We start from the raw sequence: 14,734 nt of genomic DNA on the forward strand, positions 1-14,734 counted from the left end.
TAATAATTCGATTAATAGTGGCATTTACCGCATTCTAAACCTCCCATTTGCGCTGCAGTTAATTTCTCTACACCGTATTTTTTAGAAAGTTCAGCATGAATTTTATCATAGTAAGCGTTTCCTTCCATCTTAACATCAGTTTTTCTATGGCAATCAATACACCATCCCATTGTTAATTTAGAATATTGCTTCATGATTTCAAATTCTTGTACCGGACCATGACAAGTCTGACACTCAATTCCTGCAACAGAAACGTGTTGTGAGTGATTGAAATATACAAAATCAGGAAGATTATGAATACGAACCCATTTTACAGGTTGTGTTTTTCCAGTATATGCTTGTTTAGTTTTATCCCAACCAACAGCATCGTATAATTTTTGAATTTGAGCATCATAAAACGCTTTGCTGTACTCAGGAGTAGCAGTAGTTTCAGCAACTTCAGAAATATTTTTATGACAGTTCATACAAACATTCAAAGAAGGAATACCTGCAGTTTTACTAACACGTGCAGCAGAGTGACAATATTTACAATTGATCTCGTTATCTCCAGCGTGAATTTTATGAGAATAATGGATTGGCTGAATTGGCTCATAGTTTTGATCTACACCAACTTGCATTAAATATCCATAAACAAAATAACCACTTGCCAACAATAAGAAAATTGAAGTAACTAGTACCAAAAATTGATTTCTAGCGAATGCTTTCCAAATTGGCAATCTGCCTTCTTTCGGAGCAACTTCAATACCATTATTACTCGCTACTTTAGTCAACACTTTGTTCACCATGAACAACATCACAACCAAAATAGCCATTACAAGAGCAAGAGCTCCTAAAATAACATTATTAGAAATAGCACCGCTTTCAACAGCTGTACCTGGAGGCGTAGCAGCTCCACCAGCCGGAGCAGCAGCTTCAACTTTTTTCTCAGAAGTATAAGCTATAATATTATCGATATCACCCTCAGACAATTGAGGAAAAGCAGTCATTACTGCCTTGTTGTTTTCTTCAAAAAGCTTAACAGCAGCAGCATCTCCTGATTTAATCATATCAGAACTGTTGTGCACCCACTTGTAAATCCAAGCCATTTCATGCCTGTCAGCAACCCCTCTTAATGCAGGACCTGTTGATTTAGCATCTAATTTGTGACATGCAGCGCAATTTGCATTAAATAGTTCTTTCCCTTTTGCTGGATCACCACCTGCAGTTGCAGCTGGAGCAGCAGCAGCTTCAGGCGCCGCAGGAGCAGCAGCATCTTGAGCAAATGAAGTTAGGGAGAAAATCAGCGTTAGCGATAAGCTAAGGAGCAATTTTCTTGAGATCGAATTATGGTTACCCACCTTTTTCATATAGTATAATAATTATCTACTAATTTTTGGTATGATTTTTACTGTATTAAAGCTGTAAAAATAAATACCCTCTTTTAAAACTTGCACAAAAATACGACTTATGAACTATTCTCAAAACCTTAAAATAGTCTTAAATATCAATTTATATCAATTCTAAATAATATTAAAATTTTCCATACAAACTTTAAATACTATTTTTGCATAAAAACCATCACATTATGAGAATTTTAACCCCTTCAAAAAGAGTTTTCTTAACACTGACAGTATTCATGTTAGCATATAACATTCACGCTCAGGATCAAAATTTAACAGTAAATCAGGACCCGAAATTTGAACAGTTACTGAGTGAAAAACGAAAAATTAACACATCAATAAGTACAAACGACACATACCGAATTCAAATTTTTAGCGGAAAAAGCGAAGAGGCAAAAAAAACGTTATCGGATTTTAAAAGAGAATACAGCAACATTGATGGAACAATCATTTTCAACACTCCAAACTACAAAGTGATAGTGGGAAATTTTAAAACCAGAATTGAAGCAGAGCGAAATTTAGCCGACATAAAAAATAGATACAAAAGTGTCTTTTTACTTAAACCAGGCAAATAAAAAACACTGCATTGCACATAAAAAAAGCGAGATTAAATCTCGCTTTTTTTTACATCTAAACTTTGCTGCAACATCAATTTAAGCCTAATTCACCACCTTAATTCCACTTGCAACAAATCGAATTTCTTCTTTTGGTAAAGTTATCGCATTTATTTCTGTTTGGGATTTTCTAGCATCTTTAGCATAATGCTTCAACTCATCAACAGAAGTGATTTTTTTCTCAGCAACACCTTCCAAAACAACATTTTTTCCTTTCAGCGCTGTTGGCACAAAAAAAGCATAATCTTTCATCTTTACAAAAAAAGAAGAACCATTTTCCGTTTTAATAGTCACCCAGCATCCTCTCTTTTCGCAAACATCTGTCACTTCTCCTTTGACCGCAATATTCTCAACTTTCTTCCGATCTTTAAATTTATTCTCTAAATTTTTAACCGAGACAGCTTTTTCAACTGCAACGCTAGAAACGTCTGCCCCATAACAATCTCCCACCACGGCGTTACCCGCTGGCGGAGCACTTTTTTCTACAGCTTCCTGAGCAAAAGAGAAAGCAGAAATACAAATCGAAAGAACAGCCGTGTATAGTAATTGTTTCATAATTAAAATAATTTTACTCAAAAATAATAAATTTTCAACAAATAAGACACAGCCAAAAACCACACTTCTCTTACTATAATTACAAAAAAAAGCCTCAATTTTCATTGAGGCTTTTTATATATTTATTGAAAATTATTTCAATTTCTTTTTGATTGCAACTTCATGGTATGCTTCAATAACATCTCTTTCTTCAATATCATTAAATCCTTTAATCTGAATACCACAATCATATCCTTTCGTTACTTCTTTAACATCATCTTTGAATCGTTTTAAAGCAACAAGTTCACCTGTATGAACAACAACTCCTTCTCTGATAACTCTAATTTTAGAAGTTCTCAAAATCTTACCATCTGTTACCATACAACCAGCGATTGAACCCACTTTAGAAATTTTGAAAATCTCACGAATTTCAGCAGTTCCTAAAACTTCTTCTTTCATTTCAGGAGCTAACATTCCTTCCATTGCATCTTTCAAGTCATCAATTGCCGCATAAATAATAGAATAGTAACGGATATCGATTTCTTCTTTATCTGCAAGCTGTCTTGCATTTCCAGCAGGACGAACATTAAATCCAATAATAATCGCATCTGATGCAGAAGCCAAGTTAACGTCGGTTTCAGTAATCGCACCAACTCCTTTATGGATAATATTAATTTGAACTTCTTCAGTAGAAAGTTTAGAGAACGAATCTGATAATGCTTCAACAGATCCATCAACGTCTCCTTTAAGGATTACATTTAATTCTTTAAACTGACCAAGAGCGATACGACGTCCAATTTCATCAAGCGTAATATGTCTTTGAGTACGTACAGACTGCTCACGCATTAATTGAGAACGTTTAGATGCAATTTGTTTTGCTTCTTTTTCATCTTCAAAAACATTGAACTTATCCCCCGCTGTAGCAGCTCCATCTAAACCTAAAACAGATACTGGAGTTGAAGGTCCTGCCTCTAATACAGTATGCCCACGCTCATCATGCATTGCTTTAACTTTTCCATGGTGTTTTCCAGCCAACATATAATCTCCAATTTTCAAAGTACCTTGTTGTACTAAAATTGTAGAAACATATCCTTTTCCTTTATCTAAGAACGCCTCAACTACAGTTCCCTGAGCAGCTTTATTTGGATTTGCTTTTAGGTCTAAAATTTCAGCTTCTAATAAAACTTTCTCTAATAATTCTTTTACTCCTGTTCCAACTTTTGCAGAAATATCATGTGATTGAATTTTTCCACCCCAGTCTTCAACAAGTAAATTCATACCAGCCAAACGCTCTTTGATTTTATCAACGTTCGCATTTGGTTTATCAATTTTATTGATTGCAAATATAATAGGCACTCCTGCAGCTTGTGCGTGAGAAATCGCTTCTTTTGTTTGTGGCATGATATCATCATCTGCCGCAACAACGATAATAGCAATGTCTGTAACCTGAGCTCCACGTGCACGCATTGCGGTAAACGCCTCGTGACCCGGAGTATCTAAAAACGCAATTTTTTGTCCATTATCAAGAGTCACTCCGTAAGCTCCAATGTGCTGTGTAATACCTCCAGATTCACCAGCGATAACGTTTTCTTTACGAATATAATCCAGTAAAGATGTTTTACCGTGGTCAACGTGTCCCATTACCGTAACAATTGGCGCTCTAACTACTAAGTCCTCTTCTCTATCTTCAACTACCGCAATAGCTTCTTCGATATCAACAGTAATAAATTCAACTTCGTAACCGAATTCATCTGCAACGATTGTTAATGTTTCAGCATCTAAACGCTGATTCATCGTTACCATGATTCCAAGGGACATACAAGTTCCAATTACTTTTGTAATAGGCACATCCATCATGATAGCAATTTCACCTACAGTAACAAATTCAGTAACTTTAATTGTTTTACTTCCTTCATCAAGTGCTCTTTGCTCGTCATCAGATTTCTGACGGTGCGTCTCTCTTTTATCTCTTCTATATTTAGCCGCTTTAGATTTACCTCCTTTACCTTGAAGTTTTTCAAGAGTTTCTCTAATTTGGTTTTTTACTTCTTCTTCTGTTGGCTCAACTTTAGCTACAATTGCAGGACGGTTTCCTTTTACGAAACCAGGTCTTTGACTTCTGTTAGCATTAAAACCTCCACCACCAGTATTTGGAGTAATTTTATTAGGATTTGGTGTTCCCGGTGCATTTCCTGTAGCAGGTTTTGGCGCGCCTGGCGCACCTGGTTTAGGAGCAATTCTTTTACGCTTATTTTTATTAGCGTTATTATTATTGTTTCCTGCTCCTGGAACTCCTGGTTTATTTGGAGTAATTTTAGGATCTTCTTTTTTCTTCTTAGGTTTATTAAATTGAGATAAATCAATTGTTTGCCCAGTAAGAGTCGTTCCGGATAATTTTTGATATTGAGTAGTGATTGTTTCCTCTGCAGTTGCAGGATCAGTCGAAACGATTGGTTCCTGTGCCGTTTTAGAATTTTCAGCTTTTACTTCTTTTTTCTCAGTAATAATAGGCGTTTCAACCTTTTTTTCTTCCGAAACTACAGGAGCAACAACTGGCTCAGGCTGTACAATTTCTTTTTCAACAGGTTTTTCTGGCTGAGCAGGAGTAACAACTGCTTTTGGTTCACTGGCTTTAACCGGCTCCTCAACAGGGGCAGCAACTGCAGGTTTCTTTGGATTCAAATCAATTTTTCCGACTTGAACTGGTCCGCTTACAACAGCTCTAGCTTTTATAATCTCTTGCTGTTTCTGACGTTCTTCGTCTTGTCTGCGTTTGTCTTCAATTTCTTTCTCACGTTCAACACGCAATGCTTCTTTTTCTTTTCTTTTCTCTTCCCCTACCTCTTTAGAAGCTTCCTTATTCCCCTTATCGCCCGCAAATTGGCTTTGCAGAATATTAAATTCGCTGTCAGAAATTTTAGCGTTTGGATTTGCATCAATAGCAATTCCCTTATCTTTTAGATAATCAACAGCTCTTTCTAACGAGATATTTAATTCCCTTAAAACCTTGTTTATTCTTATTACTCTCTCTTCAGACATATAACCTTTTTATTATTACCTTTTTCGTTGTGTTGTTAGAGCAGATATTCAGCTATTTTCTAGCTATCAAACTCTTCTTTTAGTATTTTCATAACGTCTAGAATTGTTTCCTCTTCCAAATCTGTTCTTCTTACTAAATCTTCTACTTCTTGTTTCAAGATACTTTTTGCAGTATCTAAACCTATTTTAGCAAATTCTTCTATTACCCATTCTTCGATTTCATCTGAAAATTCTGTTAATTCAACATCGTCTTCATCTGCAACTGTACCAGCAACATCACCTTCACGAATAACATCTAATTCATAACCTGTCAATTGACCCGCTAATTTGATATTGTGACCTCCTCTACCGATTGCTTTAGAAACCTCTTCTAATTTTAAGAAAACTTCAGCTCTTTTACTTTCTTCGTCAATTTTAATTGAAGAAACTTTTGCTGGGCTTAAAGCTCTTGTAATAAACAATTGAATATTATTTGTGTAGTTGATTACGTCAATATTTTCGTTTCCTAATTCACGAACGATTCCATGAATACGAGAACCTTTCATACCAACACAAGCTCCAACAGGATCAATTCTGTCATCGTAAGAATCAACAGCTACTTTCGCTTTTTCACCTGGAATACGCACTACATTTTTAACTGTAATTAATCCGTCGAAAACTTCAGGAATTTCTTGTTCAAATAATTTCTCCAAGAACTTCTCAGAAGTTCTAGACATAATAATTTGAGGTTTATTTCCTTTTAATTCAACACTTTCAATAATTCCACGAACGTTATCTCCTTTACGAAAAAAGTCAGATGGAATTTGTTTTTCCTTTGGAAGTACAATTTCATTTCCTTCATCATCAACTAAGATAACTACTCTAGGACGCACGTGATGTACTTCTGCAGTATAAATATCACCGATAATATCTTTAAATTGCTTATAAAGATTTGTATTATCGTGTTCGTGAATTTTAGATATTAAGTTTTGACGTAAAGCCAAAATAGCTCTTCTTCCTAAATCAATCAGTTTAACTTCTTCAGAAACTTCTTCACCAATTTCAAAATCCGCTTCGATCATTCTTGCTTCAGTCAAAGTAATTTCTTCATTTTCAAAATCAAGATCTTCGTCAGCAACGATAACTCTTCTTCTCCAAATCTCCATATCTCCTTTATCAGGATTTATAATGATATCGAAATTATCATCAGAACCGTATTTTTTCTTCAATGCATTTCTAAACACGTCCTCTAAAATTGCCATAAGCGTTACACGATCAATAAGTTTATTATCTTTAAACTCTGAGAATGAATCGATTAATGCTAAATTTTCCATGCGAATTCTTTAATTAAAATGTTACTGTAACAATTGCCTCTTTAATTTCTGTATAAGGTATTTGTTGCTCTTTTTGAACTGTTTCTTTTCCTTTTCCTACTTTTTTCGGTTCTCTTGCTTCCCAAGACAAAATTATAAAAACATCGTTAGCTTCTACCAACTCTGCTTCAATTTTTTCTGTATTTGTAGTAACAATCAACGTTCTACCAATATTTTTTTTGTATTGTCTTGTCATTTTCAAAGGAGATCCTACTCCAACAGATGCTACTTCAAGCGAAAAATCCTGTTCTTCACGATCCAGATTATTCTCTATTGCACGACTGATATCAATACAATCCTGTAGCGCCACTCCATTATCTCCGTCTAAACCAACACTAATTTTAAAAGAATCTGAGACAGCCAAATCAATCAAAAAGATAGATGGCTTTTCCAGAAGAGCTTCTTCAATTAATCCGTTTACTTTTTCTTTAAATGTCATAATTTTATAAAAAGAGGGGACAATTAGTCCCCTCATTATTTAGATTTTAATAAATAACGATGCAAATATAGTGATTTTTTTATAAATCAAATAAAATTGATTGCTCTAAAAATATTTCTTATCTTTATAGTAGCATTCAAACAACAAAATATCTAAATAATTTAACCCAAAGAATTATGAAACGAATTTTAGTTCCTACTGACTTTTCAGAACATGCCGAAGATGCCCTAAAAGTTGCTGCGCAAATTGCTAAAAAAAATGATTCAGAAATTATCATTTTACACATGCTTGAGTTGCCGCACCAAATGAATGACGCTATACTTGGCGGCGCAAGTATTCCTGAAACTATGCTTTTTATGAAAAAAGCAAATGAAATGCTTGACGAAATATCATCAAAACCATATCTGGATGGGATTTCAATTACCGAAATTGTAAAAATGGATAAACCAATCCATGGAATTACACAAGTAAGCAAAGACTACGAGGTAGACTTAATCATAATGGGATCGCATGGCTCTTCTGGCGTTGAGGAACTTTTAATTGGTTCAAATACTGAAAAAGTAGTCCGAAATTCTGAAATTCCTGTTTTAGTTATCAAAAAAGACATCACTAATTTCAAGGTTGAAGATATTGTCTTTGCTTCTGATTTCTCAGACGAAACTAAAGCACCTTTTGACAGACTCTTAAATTTTACCCAATTCTTTGATGCAAAAATTCATCTTGTAACAATTTGCACACCAAATAGCTTTAAACCAACACATGTCATACAAAAAGCGATGGATCATTTTGTAACTCATTTCAATATTAAAAATTATTCCACTCATATTTACAACGACACTAATATCGAGAAAGGAATTATCAATTTTGCAAACAGCATTAACGCTGACTTAATAGGAATGTGTACGCATGGAAGAACGGGTTTTGCTCACTTCTTCAACGGAAGCATAAGCGAAGGATTAGTCAATCACACCGTGAGACCTGTCATTACCTTAAAGATTTAAAAACACAAATAATTTATTTTACAAAATAACTTCTCATTCAGAAGCTATTTTTTTTTATCAAAAACTGAGCTTTTCAACAAAGTCTATTTGAGCTTTACAACAAAGTCCTATACCTCATTAATCCTGAAATTTGTCAAATAAAAATTCATTAAATCTTACAACATGAAAACAATAGACAAAATTTACATTAATGGGGAATTTGTTTCTCCAAAAGGAACTGAATATTTCAATCTAATCAGCCCAACAACAAATGAACAACTAGGAAAAGTTCGCTTAGGAAACACAGAGGACACGCAAAATGCAATAGAAGCCGCTAAAAATGCTTTTAAAACTTTCTCCAAAACCACAACTTCAGAAAGAATTCAATATTTAAAAAACATAAAAACCGCTGTTGAAAAAAGAAAAACAGACTTCATCAGTATAATGATTGAAGAATACGGAGGCACATTTCAATTTGCATCAGTAAGCTACGAGTACATGCTTAAAGGTTTTGACTCAGCAATCAATTTGTTAAACTCTTATGATTTTATTAAAACCATGGGCGAATCTGAAGTTCAAATGACCTCAATTGGCGTAGTTGGCATCATTATTCCATGGAATTCAAGCAATGGTTTTATCAGTAGTAAATTATCTACCGCCATAGTTGCCGGATGCACAACCGTTATAAAACCAAGCGAAATGAGCGCACAACAAACACAATTAATAATGGAATGCCTACATGACGCAAATCTTCCAAAAGGATTAGTCAACATTGTTAACGGGCTGGGAGAAGTTGTAGGTGCCGAAATAAGCCGCAATCCTGATATTGCAAAAATCTCTTTTACCGGTTCAACAACTGTTGGGAAAATTATAGCAAAAGAAGCTGTCGACACAATGAAACGCGTTACTTTGGAACTTGGAGGAAAATCGCCAAATATTATTTTAGATGACGCCGATTTTTCAAAAGCAATTCCACTTGCCATAAGCGCCGCTTTTATGAACAACGGACAAGCTTGTATTGCCGGAACAAGATTATTAATCCCAGAAAACAGATTAGACGAAGCAAAATCAATCATTAAAGAAATTTTAGCAAACATCGAAGTTGGCGATCCAAAAAACAACACGACAGCCGTAGGGCCAATGGTCAGCACAAAACAATTTCAGCGCGTTCAGGATTATATTCAAATTGGAATCAATGAAGGTGCCGAAATTCTAGCTGGTGGATTAGGTAAACCAGAAGGTCTAGAAAATGGAAACTTTGTAAAACCAACTGTTTTCATCAATGCAAACAATCAAATGCGTATTGCCCGCGAAGAAATATTTGGTCCCGTTTTAACTGTCATCACTTATAAAACAGATGAAGAAGCTATTGAAATCGCAAATGACACCACTTATGGACTTCAAGCATATGTAAGCTCAGCCAATAATGAAAGAGCACATAAAATTGCTTCACAAATTAATGCCGGAAGAGTTCAAATAAATGGAATTGGCCACGACCCAATGGCTCCTTTTGGCGGATTCAAACAATCTGGCATAGGCAGAGAATTCGGAACAATTGGACTCGAAGCCTATTTAGAACCAAAAGCATTGATTCAACCAAAATAATCATTTGAGATCCGGACTCTTTTCATAAAAAGATTTTCCGGATCTTTTAGTATTTTTACATTATGACTACAAAAGCAAATCCAAAACCCAAAATACTCTACTCCTGCTATTACGCACGCAGCCGAGAAGGAGAACATTTTATTCCGGAACATGTTTTTAGCTATCAAATTTCAGGCGAAATGATCGCTTCAGACAGCAAAAACACTTATCATACAAAAGCTGGTGATTTTCGATTCAGCAAAAGAAATCATTTAGCAAAATTCACTAAGATTCCACCAGAAGAAGGAGAATTCAAAACAATATCACTTTTTTTAGATCAGGAAATACTTCGCGAAGTGAGTAAAGAATATGATTTTAAAGCAACAAAAAAAGCAGATACAGAAGCCATGATTACTCTTGCCCCAAATCCGCTTTATAAATCTTTTATGGAATCATTAATTTCCTATCTCGAAATTGAACAAGAAAATAACGAAGCTTTATTTAATTTAAAAATAAAAGAAGCCGTTCATCTTTTATTAAAAGTAAATCCCGAATTAAAAGATATTTTATTCGACTTTAACGAACCCGGAAAAATTGACATTGAAGCCTTTATGAACAAAAATTTTCATTTTAATGTTCACTTACATCGTTTCGCTTATCTAACAGGACGAAGTTTAGCAACATTTAAAAGAGATTTTCAAAAAACGTTTCAGCAAACGCCTGGAAAATGGCTCTTAAACAAGAGACTTCAGGAAGCTTATTACTTAATCAGCCAGGGAAATCCGCCATCAGAAGTCTATATTGGCGTTGGTTTTGAGGATTTATCCCATTTTTCATTTTCATTTAAAAAGAAATTCGGAATAGTACCTTCATCTTTAAAAGAAAAGTAAAAACCTTTATTTCAGTTTATTGCATAAAAAAGCCTCTCATTTCTGAGAGGCTTTATGTTGGTCTACTAGGACTCGAACCTAGAAAGACGGCACCAAAAACCGTAGTGTTACCATTACACCATAGACCAGCAGTGCTGTTAAGCGGGTGCAAAATTAAAACTTTATTTAATTTATGCAAATTTTTTAAGAAATCTTTTTTAAATAAAAAAAGCCTCTCATTTCTGAGAGGCTTTTCTGTTGGTCTACTAGGACTCGAACCTAGAAAGACGGCACCAAAAACCGTAGTGTTACCATTACACCATAGACCAGCAGTGCGGTTAAGCGAGTGCAAATTTAAGGCTTTATTTAGTTTCTGCAAACTTTTTGCTCAAAAAAAATCACTTTTTTGCTTTTTTTCCATTTAAAAAAACGCATCAACGCCAGAAGCGCCTCATAAACAATATATTACTTTTCAAACATAGATTTATAGAATTTTTTGTTAATGCTCGTTTCTTTACATAAAAAAACATTTTCTTTGTAGGATAGAAAACATACAAAATTTTAACACCTAAATATGGCACAATTCAATTTCAATAAATGGAATACAATTATTGGTTGGTTTGCATTTGCAATCGCTTTAATTACCTACACATTAACTGTCGAACCTACAATGAGCTTTTGGGATTGTGGCGAATATATTGCCACAGCAGCTAAACTTGAAGTTGGCCACCCGCCAGGAGCACCTTTATTCCAGATGATGGGCGCTTTTTTTGCCATGTTTGCCATAGATGCGCAACATGTTGCGGTAATGGTTAATATGATGTCTGTTTTTTCTAGCGCATTTACAATCTTATTTATGTTTTGGTCTTCCTCTATGATTTTGAAAAAAATTGTAGCACGTTTTGCCGAAATTGATCAAAACAATTCAGTTGTTATTTTAGGAAGTTCCTTTGTTGGAGCATTAGCTTATACTTTCTCTGATAGTTTTTGGTTTAATGCAGTTGAAGCCGAAGTTTACGCAATGGCTTCCCTATTAATTGCATTGCTTTTCTGGCTTGGTCTTCGTTGGGAACAAGACATGGACAAACCAAAAGGAAACAAATGGCTTTTATTGATTTCATTAGTTGTCGGACTTTCATTTGGTGTTCACTTCATGGCATTATTGACAATTCCTTCAATAGGTTTTCTATACTATTTTAAACACTACGAAAAAGTTACCATAAAAAACTTCTTGATTGCTAACGTAGTTGTTATTGGAATCTTATTATTCATTTTTAAATTATTACTGCCTTTGACCATGGCATTTTTTGGTAAAACCGAAATATATATGGTTAACAGTTTAGGGCTTCCTTTTAATTCAGGAACCATTTTTGTGGCATTGCTTTTTATCGCTTTTTTTTATTTTGGTTTAAAATTCACCAAACAAAAAGGTCTAATTTTTTACAACACTATTATTCTTTGCATTTTATTCATCCTGATTGGCTTCTCTACTTGGATGATGCTTCCTGTCCGTGCAAATGCAAATACAGTAATTAACGAAAATAAGCCATCAGATGCTATTGAAGTTTTAGCTTATTATAATCGTGAACAATATGGTGTGAATCCTTTATTTTACGGTCCGCAATACACAGAATTTTTTGCTGGGCTTGATGAGAAAACACCTTATTTAGACAAAAAACCAAACTACGAAAGAGATTATAAAACTGGTAAATATATCATTACCAATAATTATAAAAACGCAGATCAAAACTCTGATGATAATCAAAAAACGATTCTGCCAAGGATGTGGAGTACCGAAATGGGTCACATTCAAAACTATATCAACTTTACAAATCCGCCTAAATTCAAAATCAACCCAAATTATAATTACGAAGAAGATTTAGGAGAATACGGGATTGATGTAAGCCAATTAAGCGAAGATGAATACAATAAAGCTACAGCTCAATTAAGAAATGAAGTTGAAAAAACGGTTTCTGAGTTCAGAAAAGCATATGCTCAAAAACAAATTGACAACGAAGGTTATGTAAAATTCTTAAAGAGCTATGGAAAATACTTAACTATTGAAAAACCAACAACTGTAGATAATTTCAGTTTTATGTTCGAATATCAATTTGGATATATGTACTGGAGATATTTGATGTGGAATTTTGTTGGACGTCAAAGTGATGTTCAAGGAAAGTATGATAATTTAGATGGAAACTGGATCAGCGGAATCAAACCACTTGATTCTGTGCATTTAGGTTCTCAAGACAATCTGCCATCGGATGTTTTAAACAATAAAGGCCGAAATGTTTACTATTTCCTTCCTTTTATCTTAGGTCTTATCGGAATAATGTATCATGCAAACAAAGATCTTAAAAGCTTTTATGTTCTTTTAGCATTATTCTTATTTACCGGAATTGCCTTAAAAATTTATTTGAACGAAAGACCATTCGAACCTCGAGAGAGAGATTATGCGCTTGTAGGATCGTTTTATGTTTTTGCCATTTGGATTGGATTTGGGGTCTACTCTTTATATGAAAGTATTCAGAAATATATTGCACCAAAAATTGCAGGACCAGTAATTATTGCTGGAAGTTTATTAGCTGCTCCGATTTTAATGGCTTCTCAAAACTGGGATGATCACGACAGATCTGGAAGATACACTGCAGTTGCAATGGCAAAAGCTTACTTAAGTTCTTGCGATAAAGATGCAATTCTATTTACCATTGGTGATAACGATACATTCCCACTTTGGTATGCTCAGGAAATTGAGCATTTTAGAACCGATGTGAAAATCGTAAATACAAGCTTATTTATGACCGATTGGTATATTGATCAAATGAAAGCCAAAGCATATGAATCTGATCCATTGCCAATATCATTCACGCATGATGATTATGTGGGAGATAAATTGGATTATGTTGCTCATATTCAAAAAATAGACACTAGATGGAACATCACTGATTTTATCAATTTTATTAAAAATCCAAAATCAACTGTTGGTCTTCAAAATGGACAAACAATTCATTTTTATCCAACAAATAAAATCAGAGTTCCTGTTGACAAAAATATTATTATTAAAAATAAGGTCGTAAATCCTAAATACAATGACTCAATCGTTCCTTATTTAGATATTGATATCAAAGGAAGTGCATTGTACAAAAACCGTTTAATGATGCTTGATATCTTGGCCAATAACAATTGGAAACGTCCAATTTATTTCAGCGGAGGTGCATTTGACGATGAAGATTACTTATGGTTAAAAGATTATTTGCAATTAGACGGAATGGTTTACAAATTAGTTCCTGTTAAAAATGTTCCTTCAAAAGATGGCGGCCCAATGGATATGGGACAAATTGATGCCGATAAAATGTACGATATCGTAATGAAATGGGATTGGGGCAATAGTGAAAGTGATAAAATCTATCACGATCCCGAAACCAGAAGAAATAGCATTACTTACCGCACTAACCTATCTCGTTTAATGGATCAGCTTATTGCTGAAGGCAAAATTGACAAAGCTAAAAATGTTATCAATTTAGCAATGACAAAACTGCCATTGGATAAATTTGGTTATTATTCATTAGTAGAACCTTTTACAAATGGATATTACAAAGTAGGAGAAACTGCAAAAGCACAAGATTTGCTTAATAAGCTTGTAAAAAAATACAATGAAAACCTAAACTATTACGCAACATTGCCTCCAAACGATCAGACAGATCTTGCAATGGATATTATTACTGATATCGAGCGTTACAGAAGTCTTTTACAAGTAATGAAGCACAATCACGATGAAGCTTTTTATGAAAAACACAAAAAGACTTTCAATACGTATGTAAATGTCTTCGAACGTTTTGGACGTGAAAAAGAATAATAAGATACGAAAAATATACTGATTAAAAAAATGCAGTGCTGTTAGATAAATAGCACTGCATTTTTTAATTTTACAGTACAAGTAAATC

The 14,734-nt window shown here is 34.2% G+C and carries 10 protein-coding genes and 2 tRNA genes; 5 read left to right on the forward strand and 7 right to left on the reverse strand.

All coding sequences use genetic code 11. The annotated features are described in order from the left end of the window. Positions 1-11: 11 nt before the first annotated feature. Complete coding sequence (locus GQ47_RS03865) at positions 12-1,346, reverse strand: c-type cytochrome (protein WP_035645279.1); 1,335 nt, start codon at positions 1,344-1,346, stop codon at positions 12-14. Between the two features lie 218 nt (positions 1,347-1,564). On the opposite strand from GQ47_RS03865, the gene GQ47_RS03870 reads away from it, so the two are divergent. After that, positions 1,565-1,954 (forward strand): SPOR domain-containing protein, encoded by a 390-nt coding sequence (locus GQ47_RS03870; protein ID WP_035645281.1) that lies wholly within the window; start codon positions 1,565-1,567, stop codon positions 1,952-1,954. An 84-nt stretch (positions 1,955-2,038) separates the two neighbouring features. Here the strand turns inward: GQ47_RS03870 and GQ47_RS03875 are convergent, their stop codons facing one another. From GQ47_RS03875 to rimP, 4 genes are all read right to left on the reverse strand, one after another. Beyond that, positions 2,039-2,548 (reverse strand): DUF4920 domain-containing protein, encoded by a 510-nt coding sequence (locus tag GQ47_RS03875; RefSeq protein ID WP_035646775.1) that lies wholly within the window; start codon positions 2,546-2,548, stop codon positions 2,039-2,041. A 132-nt stretch (positions 2,549-2,680) separates the two neighbouring features. Continuing rightward, positions 2,681-5,566: a translation initiation factor IF-2 gene (infB, locus tag GQ47_RS03880; RefSeq protein ID WP_035645283.1), complete on the reverse strand. Its 2,886-nt coding sequence runs from the start codon at positions 5,564-5,566 to the stop codon at positions 2,681-2,683. A 59-nt stretch (positions 5,567-5,625) separates the two neighbouring features. Further along, entirely contained in the window at positions 5,626-6,879 is a 1,254-nt protein-coding gene (gene nusA / locus GQ47_RS03885) for a transcription termination factor NusA (RefSeq protein ID WP_035645285.1), read from the reverse strand. 13 nt (positions 6,880-6,892) lie between these two features. Then, on the reverse strand, positions 6,893-7,357 hold the full coding sequence (gene rimP, locus GQ47_RS03890; RefSeq protein WP_035645287.1) for a ribosome assembly cofactor RimP: 465 nt from the start codon (positions 7,355-7,357) through the stop codon (positions 6,893-6,895). Between the two features lie 176 nt (positions 7,358-7,533). Between rimP and GQ47_RS03895 the strand changes: the two genes are divergently transcribed. The 3 genes from GQ47_RS03895 to GQ47_RS03905 all read left to right on the forward strand — a co-directional run bounded on the left by GQ47_RS03895 (position 7,534) and on the right by GQ47_RS03905 (position 10,811). Next, positions 7,534-8,358 carry a universal stress protein gene (locus tag GQ47_RS03895; protein WP_035645289.1) on the forward strand — a complete coding sequence of 275 codons (825 nt, stop codon included), beginning with the start codon at positions 7,534-7,536 and terminating at the stop codon, positions 8,356-8,358. Positions 8,359-8,520: 162 nt separating this feature from the next. Continuing rightward, a complete protein-coding gene (locus tag GQ47_RS03900) occupies positions 8,521-9,942 on the forward strand; it encodes an aldehyde dehydrogenase family protein (protein ID WP_035645292.1) in 1,422 nt (473 codons plus the stop codon). 62 nt (positions 9,943-10,004) lie between these two features. Continuing rightward, positions 10,005-10,811: a helix-turn-helix domain-containing protein gene (locus GQ47_RS03905; RefSeq protein WP_035645294.1), complete on the forward strand. Its 807-nt coding sequence runs from the start codon at positions 10,005-10,007 to the stop codon at positions 10,809-10,811. Between the two features lie 57 nt (positions 10,812-10,868). Here GQ47_RS03905 and GQ47_RS03910 read toward each other — a convergent pair. Together GQ47_RS03910 and GQ47_RS03915 are read right to left on the reverse strand one after the other, a co-directional pair. Beyond that, positions 10,869-10,939 (reverse strand) — tRNA-Gln (locus GQ47_RS03910). 109 nt (positions 10,940-11,048) lie between these two features. Beyond that, positions 11,049-11,119 (reverse strand) — tRNA-Gln (locus GQ47_RS03915). Between the two features lie 245 nt (positions 11,120-11,364). On the opposite strand from GQ47_RS03915, the gene GQ47_RS03920 reads away from it, so the two are divergent. Continuing rightward, positions 11,365-14,646 (forward strand): glycosyltransferase family 117 protein, encoded by a 3,282-nt coding sequence (locus GQ47_RS03920; RefSeq protein ID WP_035645297.1) that lies wholly within the window; start codon positions 11,365-11,367, stop codon positions 14,644-14,646. The last annotated feature ends 88 nt before the right edge of the window (positions 14,647-14,734 follow it).

The organism is Flavobacterium sp. ASV13 (genome assembly GCF_000745775.1).
In the GTDB taxonomy this organism is placed as follows: Bacteria; Bacteroidota; Bacteroidia; order Flavobacteriales; family Flavobacteriaceae; genus Flavobacterium.